We start from the raw sequence: 16,305 nt of genomic DNA, 5'->3' as shown, positions 1-16,305 counted from the left end.
TCAAACTGCTCCTTTCTTGTTTTCAGGAAAGGGGCAGTTTTTTATTTTGTATAAAAGAAAGGAGAATGAGAGATGGGAGAATCATGGGGAAAAGGAACAATTTGTGTGCAAGGTGGCTATACGCCAAAGAATGGTGAACCACGTGTTTTACCACTTTATCAAAGCACAACGTATAAATACGATACTTCGGATGATTTAGCAGCTCTATTTAACTTAGAGGCAGAAGGATATATTTATACACGTATTGGAAACCCTACTCTAGCAGCATTTGAGCAGAAGTTATCAGATTTAGAAGGCGGTGTAGGAGCTGTTGCAACGGCTTCTGGGCAAGCAGCTATTATGCTCGCAGTTTTAAATATTTGTAGTAGTGGAGACCATTTACTTTGCTCTTCAACTGTTTACGGGGGAACGTTTAATTTATTTGGGGTGAGTTTACGTAAGCTTGGCATTGATGTTACGTTCTTTAATCCAAATTTAACGGCAGATGAAATCACGGCGCTTGCTAATGACAAGACGAAACTTATCTATGCAGAATCGTTAGGAAATCCAGCGATGAATGTTTTAAATTTTAAAGAATTTTCAGCTGCCGCTAAAGAATTAGAGGTACCTTTTATCGTTGATAATACATTAGCAACTCCTTATTTATGCCAGGCGTTTGAACATGGGGCAAATATTATTGTTCATTCTACGACGAAGTATATCGATGGGCATGCGAGCTCCTTAGGCGGTATTGTAATTGACGGTGGAAACTTTGATTGGACAAATGGAAAGTATCCTGAACTTGTTGAACCAGATCCAAGTTATCACGGTGTAAGTTACGTTCAAAACTTTGGTGCAGCAGCGTATATTGTGAAAGCACGTGTTCAGCTATTAAGAGATTATGGAAATTGTATGAGCCCATTCAATGCATATATTAGCAATATTGGCTTAGAAACATTGCATTTACGAATGGAACGTCATAGTGAAAATGCTCTTGCAGTTGCTAAGTGGCTTGCTAATCATGAACGTATTGAATGGGTGAATTATCCAGGCTTAGATAGTAATGAAAATTACTCATTAGCACAACAGTACTTGAAAAAAGGTGCTAGTGGTGTTTTAACTTTCGGTATTAAAGGCGGATTAGAAGCAGCAAAAGAATTTATCGCAAATGTAAAACTAGCAACTCTTGTAACGCACGTAGCTGATGCACGAACTTGCGTTATACATCCTGCTAGTACGACGCATAGACAATTAAATGCTGAAGATCAGCGTTTAGCGGGTGTTACATCTGATTTAATTCGTTTATCGGTTGGTATAGAAGATGTTTCTGATATTATTGCAGATTTGGAAGCAGCTCTAGTTGGAGGCAAAACACATGCCGATCATAATTGATAAAGATTTACCGGCTCGCAAAGTGTTGCAAAAAGAAAATATTTTTGTAATGACGAAGGAGCGGGCAGAAACACAAGATATACGTGCTTTAAAAATTGCTATATTAAATTTAATGCCAACGAAACAAGATACAGAGGCGCAATTACTTCGCTTAATTGGAAACACACCGTTACAATTAGATGTTCATTTGCTTCATATGGAATCACATCTATCGCGTAATGTAACGCAAGAACATTTAACAAGCTTTTATAAAACGTTTCGTGATATTGAAAATGAAAAGTTTGATGGGCTCATTATTACAGGAGCGCCAGTGGAGACCCTTGCTTTTGAAGAGGTAGATTATTGGGAAGAGCTTAAACATATTATGGAGTATTCAAAAACGAATGTAACATCTACGCTCCATATTTGCTGGGGGGCACAGGCTGGCTTGTACTATCATTATGGTGTTCCAAAGTATCCCCTTAAGGAAAAAGTGTTCGGTGTATTTGAACATGAAGTTTGCGAGCAACATGTGAAATTATTACAAGGATTTGATGAATTGTTTTTTGCTCCGCATTCTCGTCATACAGAAGTAAGAGAGAATGATATTAGAGGAGTGAAAGAATTAACATTGTTAGCAAACTCTGAAGAAGCAGGTGTTCACCTTGTTATTGGGTCAGAAGGAAGGCAAGTGTTTGCCCTTGGACATAGCGAATATAGTTGTGAGACGTTAAAACAAGAATACGAACGAGATCGTGACAAGGGATTAAATATTGATGTGCCAAAAAACTATTTTAAACATAATAATCCAGATGAAAAGCCGCTTGTTAGGTGGAGGAGTCATGGTAATTTATTGTTTTCTAATTGGTTGAATTATTACGTGTATCAAGAAACCCCTTATATATTGTAAAGAAAGATTGTGTAACACGTGGCAACGTTTTCCTTGTAAAGATTAACCTTTATTTTTCCGAATGTTCAAAATACATTGTTTTTCAGATTTTTTGCTCATATAATTTCATCTAAACACAATTTTTGAGGGGTGGACAGTACTATGAAAGAAATTCAAGTTGGGTTATTAGGTCTTGGGACAGTTGGCAGTGGTGTGGTTCGTATTATTACGGATCATCAAGAACGACTCATACACCAAGTAGGTTGTCCAGTGAAGGTAACGAAAGTATTAGTGCAAAACATTGAGAAAGAGAGAGAGGTAGAGGTACCTTCTACTCTATTAACACAAGATGCAAATGAAATTTTAGATAATCCAAATATTGATGTTGTTATTGAAGTGATGGGTGGCATTGATGATGCAAAATCATATATTTTACAAGCTTTAAAAAGCGGAAAGCATGTTGTAACTGCAAATAAAGACTTAATGGCATTACATGGAGCTGAATTATTAGCGACAGCAAAAGATAATAAGGCTGATTTATTCTATGAGGCGAGTGTGGCAGGGGGAATTCCAATTTTACGCAGTATCGTAGAAGGACTTTCTTCAGATCTTATTACGAAAGTAATGGGAATTGTAAATGGAACAACAAATTTTATTTTGACGAAAATGTCAGACGAAGGGAGAGCATATAACGACGTGTTAAAAGAAGCCCAACAACTTGGATTTGCAGAAGCAGATCCAACATCAGATGTAGAAGGTTTAGATGCAGCAAGAAAAATGACGATTTTAGCTACCCTCGGTTTCTCTACAAATGTAGAGCTTGGAGATGTGAAAGTAAAAGGTATTACCTCTATTACAGAGGAAGATATTGAATACAGTAAGAGCTTAGGTTATACAATTAAATTAATCGGTCTTGCAAAACGAGATGGTGAAAAATTGGAGGTTACAGTTGAACCAACTTTACTTCCAAATACACATCCTCTTGCAGCAGTACAAAATGAATATAACGCTGTGTATGTGTACGGTGAAGCAGTTGGGGAAACGATGTTTTATGGACCAGGCGCAGGAAGTTTACCGACAGCTACAGCTGTTGTTTCGGATTTAGTTGCTGTAATGCAAAATATTAGATTAGGGGTAACAGGAAATAGTGCTGTAGTCCCACAATATCAAAAAGTATTAAAAGAGCCAGACGAAATTGTCGTGAAAAAGTTTTTAAGACTGCATGTAAAAGACGAAATTGGTGTATTTGCAAAAATTACTTCATTGTTCTCTGAGCGCGGAGTTAGCTTTGAGAAAATTATTCAAATGCCGCTTGAAGAGAAAGGAAAGGCTGAAATTGTAATTGTAACGCATCGTGCGTCTCTTGCTGATTATGATTATATTCTACATACGTTGCAAGGGTATGAAGAAATAGATTGTTTGAAAGCGAACTATCGAATTGAAGGGGATGCTAAGTAGTATCTCTTACCATAAAACAGAAAGAGCCTATTAAGCAGCTTGCTTAATAGGCTCTTTTCTATTTAAAATCTGCGTACCAACTTGAATAAATGCTTGGATAATCCAGCCTGTTGTAAAGGATAAGATGATTGTTCCAAAATAGATAGGTCCATCTAATAAAAAGCTTAACGTTAAAAATAAAAAGGCTAATGAAATCTCTGTTCTTCTAAACGTCCATTTTTTCTTCTCGGCAACCGTTAAAACGAAAGCTTCTTGAGGCGCTGCACAAAGGTTTGTAGAGACGTAAAGACCAATTCCAGCTCCAACGAATAGATTTCCGCAAATAAGTGTTATATATTTTGGAAGAGAGCGGATAGCGTCCATAATAGTTGTAATGGAACCAATCCAATCAACAAAAAGAGAAATAAGAACCATCGTTACAATTGTACCGATTGTAATTTGTTTTTTATTCCAAAAGAGTACGATAAGTGTAAAGGCAAAGTTAATCATGAAAATCCAAAAACCAATACTTATCCCAAAATTTTGATATAGTGCAATAAAGAAGGAATCATAAGGGCTAAGTCCAAAGGAAGTAATTGTCGTCATCATATTAATACCGATGGCAAGAATGAGTAAACCGCCAATGAAAAATATATATTCTAATTTGAATCGAAGCATAGTTGTATATCCTTTCTAAATGTATTTGCTAGGAAAGGATATATTGTGGAAAGCTTACCAGGTCAAGGGAGAATTTTTGTGAAAAGGGGAAAATAAGATGACAAATATAAGAAAGATTGCTGAACTTGCTGGAGTATCTGTTTCAACTGTTTCACGTGTACTAAATAATCATCCGTACGTAAATGAACAGAAACGAAAAGAAATTTTAGCGATTATAGAAGAATTAAATTACACGCAAAACGTGAATGCAATTCATTTAGTGAAAGGAAAAACGAATGTAATTGGCGTTTTATTGCCACACGTAAATGATCAATATTATAGCGCTATTATCGAGGGGATATCAAAAGAGACAGCAAAGAATAATTATAATATGATGCTTTGCCAGACGAATTATAGTGAAGAAAGAGAACTAGAAATTTTGAATATGTTAAAAATGAAAAAGCTTGATGGGGTTATTATTTGTTCTCGGACAAATAGTAAGGAGAAGCTTGAAGAATATACGAAATTCGGCCCGATTGTTATGTGTGAAGAAATAGATTCAAAATGCATTTCAAGTGTACATATCGATTACTACAAAGTATTTTCACGTGGGATGAAAAGCTTAATAGATGCCGGTCATACACGTATTGGATATTGTATTGGAAGAAGTAATAGTGTTAATAGCCAAAGACGAAAGAAGGCGTATGAAGATTCGCTTCAACAGAGTATCGTAACACCGTTAGAGACCTGGAAATTTGAAGGTTGTTTTACAGTGGAAGATGGACGCAATGTAATTAGAGAATGGGCTCATATGTCAGTAAAACCGACAGCGTTCCTTGTATCTTGTAACCATATTGCAGCGGGGATGGTTACAGAAGCAAAAAAACAAGGAATTCGTATTCCAGAGGATATTACGATTATCGGGTGTGATGATCAAGAGGTGGCAGATATATTGGGTATAACGACGATTTCGCATTCTAGTAAAAACGTTGGAGTAAAAGCGTTTGAATTATTATATGAAAAGATTAATGAAGAGAAATTAGATGTGAAGCATATAGAGTTATTACCAGAGTTAATAGATAGAGAAACGACATAATTGAGAAGGTGTGAAAATCGCTTTTCAAAATTTCGTTTGGTATAATTATGGACAATCTATGAGGGCTAAAAGGGGTTTTGATATGAGATCAAAAGTAGTAAAAGTAATTCTACTCATTACAATTGCATCTTTCTGTTTATTTGCATATGGCTTTGTTTCAGGTGTAAATGATGTATTAAATCCGAAAGCTTCAAATTTAATTAAAAAGACCGATGTAGTGGCAAAAGAGAAAAAAAAAACGGGAACGTTACAAATCGTTAGTTTAGGTGATTCATTAACGCGTGGCGTTGGTGATAAAGAAGGAATTGGCTATGTTGGGCGAATGAAAAAGGATTTACAAAAAGATTATAAGCAAAAAATTGCATTAACAAATTTAGCAGTTAGTGGTGCAAAAATGCCCGATTTATTAAAACAAATTGAAAGTAATGGCGCTCAATATTCAATTAAGCAAGCAGATGTAATTGTGTTAACGATTGGTGGAAATGATTTGTTCCCAGGCTGGGAATCACTTGGGAAAATAGATTTAGAGACGTATCGTCCTGACACAGAGACGTTTCAAAATGAAGCAAAGAAAATTATAGAAGAAATTCGTAAATTAAATACAGATAGTCCGATTTTTTGGCTTGGTTTATACAATCCTTTTGAAGATGTAGAAGATTTAAAAGGGTCTTCAAACATTGTTGTGGACTGGAATGCATCTTTAGAGAAATTAGCGCTAAACGATAAAAATGTGTATATTACACCGACATTTGATTTATTCCAAAACCGCGGGAAAGATTTATTATACTCTGATCATTTTCATCCGAACGAAGTAGGTTATACGTATATGGCAGAACGTTTAGTTCAAAATGTTGTAAGTAAATTAAAACTAGAACAAGGAGGGGTAAAATGACGACGATACTTTCCGTACGAGACTTGAAGAAGGTAATTGGAAAGAAGACTCTTGTAGAGAATATTTCCTTTGATGTAAAGCAAGGAGAAGTGTTCGGGTTCTTAGGACCAAATGGTGCTGGAAAGACGACTACCATTCGAATGTTAGTCGGATTGATTAAGGCGACAGAAGGTACGATTTCTATCGGTGGTTATTCGATTAAGGAAAATTTCAGAGAAGCGATGCGTCAAATTGGGAGTATCGTTGAAAACCCAGAGTTGTATACATATTTAACGGGATGGGAAAATTTAAAGCAATTTGCTCGTATGTTAGGTGATATATCAGATAAACGTATTATTGAAATTGCTGAAATGGTTCATTTAGATGAAAGAATTCATGACAAGGTAAAAACGTACTCACTTGGTATGAAACAACGCCTTGGAATTGCGCAGGCGCTCCTTGGAAATCCGAAATTGCTCATATTAGATGAACCAACGAATGGTTTAGATCCAGCAGGGATTAGAGAACTTAGGGAATTTATACATAAGCTTGTAAAAGAAGAAAATATGAGCGTGTTTATTTCAAGCCACTTGCTAAGTGAAGTGCAAATGATATGCGATCGCGTTGCTATTATTCATAAAGGAAAGATGATAACAGTTGCCAAGGTTGAAGAATTAATTAAAACAGCAAGTGATCGTGTAGAATGGATTGTTACACCGATTTCTAAGGCGAAAGATATGCTAGAAGCGGCCGAAGAAGTAAGGGAAGTGAGTGTAGAAGGCGATCGATTACTATGCCGCATGGATATTGCATCTATAAGTAGTTGGAATAAACACTTTGTCGCAAATGAAATAGATGTACATAGCGTTAAGGAGCTTGTATTTACGCTAGAAGATTTATTTATTGAACTCACAAGGGGTGAGCAGCATGCGTGAGTTTGCGAATCTAGTTTTAAATGAATCAGAAAAGATTTACCGCAAGAAACGTATTTTTGTTGTCATGCTTATTTTAGCAATCTTGATCCCGCTTTTTGTGTATGCGCAGTATCGTGAAATAGAAACGACACAAAAAAGACTCGGTACAACTGATTGGAAGGTTTCATTGCAACAGCAAATTGTTGATTCTCAGAACCGGTTGAACAATTCTAGGTTGCCAGAAGAATGGCGTGATTGGTTAAAGGTAAGAGTTGAGCAACAACAATATTATTTAGATCATGATATTAATCCGATGGCACCGGGTGCACCGACTTTTGTCAGAGCATTTATTGAACAAGGAATTACATTATTTATTCCGCTTCTCGTAATGATTGTCGCCATTGATATCGTTTCAGGAGAACGAAGTGATGGGACGATGAAGATGTTACTTACGCGGCCGATTCGGCGCTGGAAAATACTCCTTAGTAAATACGTGACGATGTTATTTTTCATTTCGCTCATACTGTTTCTTGTAGGTTTGTTTGCTTACATATTATCAGGGCTTGTATTTGGGTACTCGGGATGGAATTTACCTGTTTTAACAGGATTCGTCATTGATAAGGAAACGTTAAATACGAACTTTGTGCATCTTATTCCGCAGTGGCAATACATCTTAATGGCGTATGGACTAGCCTGGTTTGTTGCTATCGTTGTCGGAACTATATCATTTATGGTCTCTGTTTTAATTCGTAATACACCAGCTGGTATGGGCGTTATGCTAGCTGCATTAATTGCAGGCGGTATTTTAAGCTCGTTCGCAACATCTTGGGAAGGCGCCAAATATATTTTTAGTGTGAATTTATCATTAACGGATTATTTATCAGGAAAATTACCTGCATTACAAGGTTTATCGATGGGATTTTCTTTGATGAATTTAACTGTTTGGGCAGTTGTTTCTCTTGTTATTTCGTTCGTAGTATTTACAAGACAGGATATGGTGAATTAATTAGACAGGAAGTGACAGTATGGAAAATGTTTTAAAGAATGATTGGGAGCCACTATTGGCACCAGAATTCGAGAAAGAGTATTATCTTACTCTATCCAGTTTTTTGACAGAAGAATACAGCACGCATGTTGTTTATCCGAAGGTAGAAGATATTTTTAACGCTCTTCAGTATACAAGTTATGAAAATACAAAGGTTGTCATTTTAGGGCAAGATCCATATCATGGACCGAATCAAGCGCATGGTTTAAGCTTTTCTGTGCAACCTGGTGTTAAAACACCACCGTCATTGTTAAATATGTATAAAGAACTTCGAGATGAATATGGTTATGAAATCCCGAATAACGGTTATTTAGTAAAATGGGCGGAACAAGGAGTATTATTACTAAATACCGTATTAACAGTTCGTCAAGGCGAAGCAAATTCTCATAAGGGAAAAGGATGGGAGCACTTCACAGATCGTGTAATTGAACTGTTGAACGAACGTGAAAAGCCAGTTATTTTCATATTGTGGGGGCGCCATGCGCAGGCGAAGAAGAAATTAATTACGAATCCGAATCATCATATTATCGAATCTGTACATCCAAGCCCATTATCGGCAAGACGTGGTTTCTTTGGTAGTAAGCCATATTCTAAAATAAATACGATTTTAGCTAATATGGGCGAAAGAGAAATTGATTGGGAAATTCCAAATTTATAAATAGAAAAGGTAGTTAACAGTTGTTAACTACCTTTTTATTATCATTGTTGCTCGTTCTTTAATTTTGCATCTAGTACAAAAGTACCAAATGGGATAACTGATGAAACGAATGCTCCAAGTGCCCATAAAATTGATTTACGGTGTACGATTGTTACTTGAATTACTGCAAAGATGAATAGAATAAATAGAACACCATGAGCCATGCCTGTAATTTTAACAGCTGTTGCAAATCCTGCGAAATATTTCAATGGCATTGCTACAAATAATAGTAATAGGAAAGAAATACCCTCAACTAGTCCAATTGCTCTTAATCGTCCGATTGGTGTAGATAACATAAAGTAGCCTCCTTTAACGTATGCTTGTATATAGTAAATTTGTATTCTTTTTCAAAATAAAATAGTCTATTTTGTTTCATTATATACAAAAAGAAAGTTTACACTACGAGAATAGTGCAAAGTTCAAAATATAGTCACAAAAGCATGAGAATTTAAATAAAAACCTATTTGAAGTATTTGACTTCAAATAGGTTTTGTGAATGAAAATATTAAACAAGTACATCCGTTTTTAAAACGAATTTCTCTACAACTTTTGCAACACCATCGTTCATATTTGTATCTGTTACGTAGTTTGCGATTTCTTTAATATCCTCAGGTGCATTGCCCATTGCAACGCCAAGACCAGCAAATTCAATCATTGCTTGGTCGTTATAGCTATCGCCCATTGCGATAACTTCTTCACGCTTAATGCCAAGCTTTTGAATCAGTTTGTTTAAGCTCGTTCCTTTTGTAACACCGGCTTCTGTAAATTCTAAGAAGAATGGTTTTGAACGCATCACGCTTAATTGGCCTTCTAGTTGTTTTTGTAGTTTCTTTTCAACTTCAACAAGGCGTTCAGCCTCTTTATTCATTAATACTTTTACTACAGGCTCTTTAACTGCGGCTTTAAAGTCATCTACTACAACAATTGGCATACCGGTAATATCGCCCTCAATTTCAGTATAAGGATTATTTTCTTCCGTTACGATATCATCGCCCATATAAGTATGAATCCATACATCTTCAGTTTGACTAATTTCAAATAGGTTGTGAACGATTTCAGGAGATAGCGTACTACTAAAGATTTCTTCGTTTGTTTTACAGTTAATAATTTTTGCACCATTAAAAGATAGAATGAAACTGCCGTATTCTTCTAAACGAAGTTCTTTGGCTACATTGCGCATACCAAACGTTGGACGTCCAGAAGCAAGTACAACCTTTACACCTTGCTCTTGTGCAGTCATTAACGCTTCTTTCGTACGAGGTGAAATAGTATGGTCATCACGTAATAAAGTATCATCTAAATCTAAAACAATCATTTTATAAGTCATATAGAAAATTCCTTTCTTTAATTGAAATCAAAATACATGTTCATGAAGATGTTGAGGAATAATAGTAAGACATCAAACCTCTTTGAAAAGAAGTAGATAAATTATTATGAGTTGTTGCTCATAATATTGGTTAATAATCATTGGGGAAGAATAAAACCCCAATGATTAAAGTTTGATTTTATCGTAACAACTCTAAAGGTAGAGTGCAATAATGGAAGTTTTCCAATTTAAGATATTTGTTTTGCAGCGGAACGAGAAAATAGTATTTCTAGCAAGATTGCCATTACAGATCCAAGAACGAGACCATTACTTAAAAACGATGCTAGAAATGGTGGAAGTGTGGAATATGCTCCTGCTGGAACAAACATAACTCCGACTCCTGTAAAGATTGAAAGACCGGCTACTTTAAATAATCGTTCTTTATCCTGGACAGTTTCGTATTCTCGAAAGGCGAGACCAATCATGCTTGCGAATACAGGATAAATAGCGGCATAACCAACTGCAACAGGGATTGCTGCAAAGAATGAAGTAATCTTTGGAAATATACTAACGACAATAATAAAGCTTGACCCTAATATAAACGGGAGACGTTTATAAATATTAGTCGTTGCAATAAAACCTGCTGATCCAGAAATAGCGACAGGCCCAATAGCTGAAAATAGGCCGCCTAGCAATTGGTTGATTCCTGTTATAATGCCAGCTTGTTTAAAACGATCTGATGCAGCGTTTTCTTCATATTTAGAGACAACCTTTTGTACAACGCGAATACTTGCTAACATATTTGTTAGAAGTAAGAGTGTAACGAAAATGACCGTAATTACCATGTTCCATTCAACACGAGGCATTCCGAAAACAAATAAGGATGGAAAACGGATTATGTCTGTCACTGGTGTTATTGGATTAGATAATCCGAAACATGCGAATAATATCCAGCCGCATACGATACTGAAAAGAACGGAATATTGTCCAATAATAGGTAGCTTCATGATGAAAAAGGATAGTAAAATAACAATGAGTGAAAGAATAAATACGTTAGGTTGTACTTCTGTATGTTTTCCATCAAGGCCAAACATTCCCTTTAAGAAGGAGCCACTAAGCTGCGCGACAAGAAGAAATAAATACGTTCCAATGACTGTCGGTGTAAAATAGCGAACAAGTTTATCAATAAGTCCAAAAACGCTAAGAATAATACAAATAATACCGCTTAATAAGAAAGCATATTGAAGAACTTTAAGTGTCTCATTGCTTGATCCAAATAGCACGACGCCTAAACTTGCGTAAAGGGAGAAAATTCCCCACCAAAGGCCAGCAGGACCTTCTTGAATAGGAAGTTTATGCCCAAATATAGCTTGCAAGAGACCAGCAAAACCTAGAACAAATAACGTTCTTTGTACGAATGCGATAGCTTCAGCACCATCAAGACCATAACTAGTTGCGACACTAATTGGTACAATAAGGCTTCCAGCTAAAATAAATAGTGCCCATTGTAAGGCGGAAAGAAATGTCTTCATTATATCAACCTCTTTCATAGATTCCGTATCTAGTATATACGTATTTTATTTCCACTGGCAAAGATTGTAGATAGAGAAAAGAGTTGAAACACGTTATGAATGCACGTAAGCAGTTATGGATAGCAGTTATATGTATGACTTTTGTTGTAATTCTAGGAACGATAGGATTTATGACGATTGAAGAGATTAGTTTGTTTCAAGCATTTTGGATGACAATGATTACTGTATTGACTGTTGGATACGGAGATGCCGTTCCTGTAACGCAAGCGGGGAAAGTATTTGCGCTTCTTATTATTCCTGTTGGCGTAGGTATTGTTACGTATGCAATTGGGGTAGTGGCAGCTATGATTATTGAAGGGAATTTATTTCATGCAGTACGGAGGAAGAAGATGGATAAACAAATAGCGCAGTTGAAAAATCATATTATAGTATGTGGTTGCGGTAGAGTGGGGCTTCAAGTTGTACATGAATTGCAAGAAAAGAATATTCCATTTGTCGTTGTTGATAAAGATGAAAGTATATTGGAGCAGGAAAAGCTTTTATTTGTACATGGAGATGCAACGGAAGATCAAGTATTACATAATGCCGGAATTTTAAAAGCAGCTGGTTTAGTTGCTATTGTTGCAAATGATGCCGAAAATGTATTTATTACATTAACAGCAAGAGGGTTAAACGATACGATTAAAATTGTGGCGAGATCTGAAAAGCCAGAAACTGAAGAGAAATTAAGGCGTGCCGGTGCAAATAAGGTTATTAATCCATCTAGTATGGCAGGTATTCATATCGCAAAAGGTATTGCATATCCATTAACCGTTCATTATATTGATACAGTGTTGTATGGAATAGAACAGTCATTTGTCATTGAAGAAATTCTAGTTGGAAAAGATTCAATATTAGTTGGTAAATCGTTACTAGAGAGTAATGTAAGGAATCAGTTTGATGTAACAATATTAGCGATTTCAAGAAATGGGGATATTATACATAATCCAGCAGGGCAGGAAAAATTGAAAGAACGTGATATGATAATAGTATTTGGTTCAGTAGAGAAATTGGGACAATTCGAGAAAGAATTACAAAGTACGAGGTGATAAGGAATGCAAATATCTAGCGACAAGATTTTAAATAAAATGGCGAATGAAATTGCGAAGGCGAAAAGTAGTGAAGGACAAAAGTCAAAAGAACATTTATTAGTTGTGCGTGCTTTATGTGACTTATTATTAGATGAACAAGTTGAAACATCTACATATAGAGAACCGCAAATTCCATCGCAAGTAATTGGATCACAACCAGTAACAACTATGCAACCAATTGCACCTGTTTCTGGGGAGCCGGTATATATAAAAGAAAGTGATGCAAACGGTAATTCTTTATTTGATTTTTAGAAGATAAATCGTTTGGCTTATATGCAAAAATTGCTTATGATAAAGGTAAAAAAGGGGAATTAAGATGAAAATTTTCTTTTTACTAGGTTGTATTGCAGCGGGGCTATCTGTTGCATTAGGGGCCTTTGGAGCACACGGTTTAGAAAATAAAATTTCTGCAAAAATGTTAGAAGTGTGGAAAACAGGCGTTACATATCAAATGTTTCATGCAGGTGGACTATTCGTAGTTGCTTTATTGATGGATAAGGTTCAATCATCACTTTTAACTACTGCTGGTTGGCTAATGGTAGCTGGAATTATTATGTTCTCAGGTAGTTTGTATGCATTAAGTACGACAGGTATTAAGTTCTTTGGTCCAATTACACCTCTTGGTGGTGTAGCGTTTATTGTGGCGTGGATTCTAGTAGGGACTGCAGTGGTAAAAGGATTATAAAAAAACAAAAGCTGGCATTTGCCAGCTTTTTTTATGGTCTTGGAGTATAAGTTGCTTGTTGACTAGGTAAATACGTAATTTCTTCTGGAAATTCTACGTAATCTAAGTAGATCATTAGTAGTAAATAGCGTTTTCCTGATTGCGGTTCACTAATAACGATATGGTCACGGCCAGCTGCTTCAATAATACCTGTATAAGATTGTGTGCCAAGGGAACTGCCACGTTCATAGGTCATTACAACCGTAGCTTGCTTACCTTTGTTTAAACGAAGGATATTTTCAATATAGGATTGCTCTAGAGGTAACATGCCTTGAGAAATTGCATATTGAGCTTGCGCAGCTTGAGCTGTTTGTTGTTGCATCGCTTGCTGCTGTTGTTGAGTCATTTGTTGCGGTTGTACATAAGTTCCAGATGGTTGATAAAAACCTGTTCCATAGTACGGATTTTGTTGCTGTGCCATTCAAAAATCCCTCCTCATTTTTATTCCTTAATATACGCTAGGGCAGTCTCCAGCAGATGGCTGGAAGAAGCAGTGCTTTTTAAAGCGACCAGAGTTTTGTTGGTTATACCAAGTTGGTGGACATGCACCTTCAGGTCTAAAGAACCATAAGGCAAAGTTGGCAGGCCAAAAACGTTGCCCTTGAATGGTCCGTCTCGCTAGGGCAATATCTTGTTCGCGTGCCCGTTGATAAAAATATCCTTTTTGCGTTGCTTCAAAACCGCCGGGGTTTTGATAAACCATTTGACGTAAATTACGAATGCTTTTAAAGTCTAAACAATTTCCGCGGACACGATTTACCCCAACGTTTCCGACCATTAACATTCCTTGTTGCCCTTCTCCTTCGGCTTCAGCACGCATCAGTCTAGCCAACAACTTTACATCTTCTTCGTTATAAGCAATAACGCCCATTATGTGTCACCTCTCTTTTTGTAATACCTTTTGGAAAGAGGTTTATCCCGCATTAACGGGCAGTAAGACTCCTGCCCTAAAATTTGGTTGAAGTAAAGAAATTAGATGGGAGATCAAACTGCCCGTAAACGCCCGATTGGTTCAACTAATAATCAGCGGGGGATTCCCCCACTGATTAAAGTTTCACTTTATCTCTAGATGAAGTGTGTAACAATTACTAGTTCATACGTATGAGGAAAAGGACTCAGATATGACAACCAAACGAAGTTTTACATTGAGAGTGGAAAATAAAAAAAGCTAGCGTGAGCCAGCTTTTTTATTAAAAAACTTTAGACCATAAGTTTGAGAAGAAATCACCAATAGAGCGCATTGTTAACACAAACCAATTTGCTTTTTCAACTTCCTCTGTCGTTTTTGCAGTAACTTTCATACTTTTACTACCGTCTAAGAAACCATATTTATCAGTTGATTCTAAAGTAATTGAGCCTACTTTGGTATCTTTCTTAATAGGAGCAACTAAATGTCCATCTTCAGAAAGAGATTTATCTAATTCAGTTCCAATTTTATAAGGCTCTTTGCTACCTTTTTTCGCAATTACTGTTATTTCTTTTTCGGGTGCAACAGTTACTTGGTCTTCTTTCCCTTTTACTACAGAGATTGTATTGTTTTTATTAACTTTTAGTTTTTGTTTTTCAAAGTTATTAAATCCATATTCGATTAATTCACGAGATTCCGTGAAACGTTCATCCATTGATTTTGTTTTAATAATAACCGAGATAAGACGTACATCACCACGTTTAGCAGTAATGGTAAATCCGTATCCAGCTGTATCAGAACTTCCGGTTTTTAAACCATCAGTACCTTCATAAGCGAAAGCAGCTCCTGGTAACATCCAATTCCAGTTTTCCATACGAATTGGTTTTGGGTGATTGTCTGGGAAGTTTCTAAATCTTTGTTTTGTATCCTCTAGCATTTCTGGATACTTTGTAATCATTGCTTTTGAAAGCATACCCATATCACGAGCTGACATAGAGTTTTCTGCATTTGGATCAGTACCCTCAGGATGTTTTCCTTTTAAGTCAGCGTTATTTAAGCCAGTAGCGTTTACAAATTTATATTTCTTTAATCCTAGCTTTTTAGCATGTTCATTTGCAAGATTTAAGAAGTTTTTCTCACTTCCTGCAAGAAGTTCTGCTAAAGCAATACTAGATCCATTTGCAGAGAATATAACAATAGAATGATATAATTCTTTTACAGTATATTGACGTCCTTTTTCGAACGGTACATTAGAGAATTCATTATTACGAGAGACTTCATAAGCGTAATCAGAAATATTTACTTTCGTATCCCATGTGATTTTTCCTTCTTTAATTGCTTCTAAAACAGCGTAAACAACAATTAATTTTGACATACTAGCAATAGCTAGCAATTCATCTGGATTTTGCTCGTGAAGTATTTTTCCTGTATCTGCATCAAATAAAAGTGCAGCCGCCGCCTCAATATGTATTTTTTCTTCCGCATGGGATGTTGTTACTCCTAAGGAAGAAATTGACAATACAAGCAATAGTAAAATAGACAAGATTTTTTTCATATAGATTATCACCTTCGCATCGTTATTTAGCATATAGCTCGTATCATTTTAGCATATCTTTACATATAAAAAGGTTACAATTTTACAAGAAATTTGAAAAAATGTTGGTTTTTCTTCAAAAGTGCAGAAAAAAGGAGATTTTTGAGGATAAATATAGAGAAGAATAAAAAAAGGAACGAATTTCGTTCCTTTTCA

18 protein-coding genes are annotated in these 16,305 nt (G+C 36.0%); 11 read left to right on the top strand and 7 right to left on the bottom strand.

Annotation, left to right across the window (positions count from 1 at the left end):
* The first annotated feature begins 72 nt into the window (after window positions 1–72).
* From ACUN13_RS24425 to ACUN13_RS24415, 3 genes are all read left to right on the top strand, one after another.
* Window positions 73–1,371 (top strand): bifunctional O-acetylhomoserine aminocarboxypropyltransferase/cysteine synthase, encoded by a 1,299-nt coding sequence (locus tag ACUN13_RS24425; protein WP_000504780.1) that lies wholly within the window; start codon window positions 73–75, stop codon window positions 1,369–1,371.
* Window positions 1,355–2,260, top strand: a complete 906-nt coding sequence (metA, locus tag ACUN13_RS24420; RefSeq protein WP_006921973.1) for a homoserine O-acetyltransferase MetA — start codon at window positions 1,355–1,357, stop codon at window positions 2,258–2,260. Before ACUN13_RS24425 ends, metA begins: the two co-directional genes overlap by 17 nt.
* A gap of 141 nt (window positions 2,261–2,401) precedes the next feature.
* The gene (locus ACUN13_RS24415; RefSeq protein WP_000659109.1) at window positions 2,402–3,697 is read left to right on the top strand and encodes a homoserine dehydrogenase; all 1,296 of its coding nucleotides are present in this window, start codon (window positions 2,402–2,404) and stop codon (window positions 3,695–3,697) included.
* A 30-nt stretch (window positions 3,698–3,727) separates the two neighbouring features.
* Here ACUN13_RS24415 and ACUN13_RS24410 read toward each other — a convergent pair whose 3' ends face one another.
* On the bottom strand, window positions 3,728–4,354 hold the full coding sequence (locus ACUN13_RS24410) for a YczE/YyaS/YitT family protein (RefSeq protein WP_000943411.1): 627 nt from the start codon (window positions 4,352–4,354) through the stop codon (window positions 3,728–3,730).
* Between the two features lie 97 nt (window positions 4,355–4,451).
* On the opposite strand from ACUN13_RS24410, the gene ACUN13_RS24405 reads away from it, so the two are divergent.
* The 5 genes from ACUN13_RS24405 to ACUN13_RS24385 are packed head-to-tail and all read left to right on the top strand — an operon-like array spanning window position 4,452 to window position 8,917.
* Window positions 4,452–5,429, top strand: coding sequence for a LacI family DNA-binding transcriptional regulator (locus ACUN13_RS24405; RefSeq protein ID WP_000181975.1), 978 nt, complete (start codon window positions 4,452–4,454; stop codon window positions 5,427–5,429).
* A 10-nt stretch (window positions 5,430–5,439) separates the two neighbouring features.
* Window positions 5,440–6,321, top strand: coding sequence for an SGNH/GDSL hydrolase family protein (locus ACUN13_RS24400; protein ID WP_157797762.1), 882 nt, complete (start codon window positions 5,440–5,442; stop codon window positions 6,319–6,321).
* On the top strand, window positions 6,318–7,235 hold the full coding sequence (locus ACUN13_RS24395; protein ID WP_089607770.1) for an ABC transporter ATP-binding protein: 918 nt from the start codon (window positions 6,318–6,320) through the stop codon (window positions 7,233–7,235). The genes ACUN13_RS24400 and ACUN13_RS24395 overlap by 4 nt, the downstream gene beginning before the upstream one ends.
* Window positions 7,228–8,220, top strand: a complete 993-nt coding sequence (locus ACUN13_RS24390; RefSeq protein ID WP_001206477.1) for an ABC transporter permease subunit — start codon at window positions 7,228–7,230, stop codon at window positions 8,218–8,220. Before ACUN13_RS24395 ends, ACUN13_RS24390 begins: the two co-directional genes overlap by 8 nt.
* 19 nt (window positions 8,221–8,239) lie before the next feature.
* Window positions 8,240–8,917, top strand: a complete 678-nt coding sequence (locus ACUN13_RS24385; protein ID WP_000432519.1) for a uracil-DNA glycosylase — start codon at window positions 8,240–8,242, stop codon at window positions 8,915–8,917.
* Window positions 8,918–8,958: 41 nt separating this feature from the next.
* On the opposite strand, the gene ACUN13_RS24380 is transcribed toward ACUN13_RS24385, so the two are convergent.
* The 3 genes from ACUN13_RS24380 to ACUN13_RS24370 all read right to left on the bottom strand — a co-directional run bounded on the left by ACUN13_RS24380 (window position 8,959) and on the right by ACUN13_RS24370 (window position 11,794).
* Entirely contained in the window at window positions 8,959–9,252 is a 294-nt protein-coding gene (locus ACUN13_RS24380) for a DUF3817 domain-containing protein (RefSeq protein WP_000953396.1), read from the bottom strand.
* A gap of 209 nt (window positions 9,253–9,461) precedes the next feature.
* The gene (locus ACUN13_RS24375) at window positions 9,462–10,283 is read right to left on the bottom strand and encodes a Cof-type HAD-IIB family hydrolase (RefSeq protein WP_000221397.1); all 822 of its coding nucleotides are present in this window, start codon (window positions 10,281–10,283) and stop codon (window positions 9,462–9,464) included.
* 227 nt (window positions 10,284–10,510) lie between these two features.
* Window positions 10,511–11,794 (bottom strand): purine/pyrimidine permease, encoded by a 1,284-nt coding sequence (locus ACUN13_RS24370; protein ID WP_000847034.1) that lies wholly within the window; start codon window positions 11,792–11,794, stop codon window positions 10,511–10,513.
* A 95-nt stretch (window positions 11,795–11,889) separates the two neighbouring features.
* Between ACUN13_RS24370 and ACUN13_RS24365 the strand changes: the two genes are divergently transcribed.
* The 3 genes from ACUN13_RS24365 (at window position 11,890) to ACUN13_RS24355 (ending at window position 13,609) form a co-directional block, all read left to right on the top strand.
* On the top strand, window positions 11,890–12,882 hold the full coding sequence (locus tag ACUN13_RS24365) for a potassium channel family protein (protein WP_445424003.1): 993 nt from the start codon (window positions 11,890–11,892) through the stop codon (window positions 12,880–12,882).
* 6 nt (window positions 12,883–12,888) lie between these two features.
* Window positions 12,889–13,176 (top strand): YwdI family protein, encoded by a 288-nt coding sequence (locus ACUN13_RS24360; RefSeq protein ID WP_001167352.1) that lies wholly within the window; start codon window positions 12,889–12,891, stop codon window positions 13,174–13,176.
* Window positions 13,177–13,240: 64 nt separating this feature from the next.
* Window positions 13,241–13,609 (top strand): DUF423 domain-containing protein, encoded by a 369-nt coding sequence (locus ACUN13_RS24355; RefSeq protein WP_000688315.1) that lies wholly within the window; start codon window positions 13,241–13,243, stop codon window positions 13,607–13,609.
* A 31-nt stretch (window positions 13,610–13,640) separates the two neighbouring features.
* On the opposite strand, the gene gerQ is transcribed toward ACUN13_RS24355, so the two are convergent.
* The 3 genes from gerQ to ACUN13_RS24340 form a co-directional block, all read right to left on the bottom strand.
* A complete protein-coding gene (gene gerQ, locus ACUN13_RS24350; RefSeq protein ID WP_000068652.1) occupies window positions 13,641–14,069 on the bottom strand; it encodes a spore coat protein GerQ in 429 nt (142 codons plus the stop codon).
* Window positions 14,070–14,096: 27 nt separating this feature from the next.
* A complete protein-coding gene (cwlJ, locus tag ACUN13_RS24345) occupies window positions 14,097–14,519 on the bottom strand; it encodes a cell wall hydrolase CwlJ (RefSeq protein ID WP_000538167.1) in 423 nt (140 codons plus the stop codon).
* Between the two features lie 319 nt (window positions 14,520–14,838).
* Window positions 14,839–16,110, bottom strand: coding sequence for a serine hydrolase (locus tag ACUN13_RS24340; protein WP_000722870.1), 1,272 nt, complete (start codon window positions 16,108–16,110; stop codon window positions 14,839–14,841).
* Window positions 16,111–16,305 lie beyond the last annotated feature (195 nt).

It is taken from the genome of Bacillus cereus group sp. Bce041, assembly GCF_052646455.1.
The sequence above is the reverse complement of the archived record's forward strand: the minus strand, read 5'-3'. Positions and strand labels throughout refer to the sequence as shown.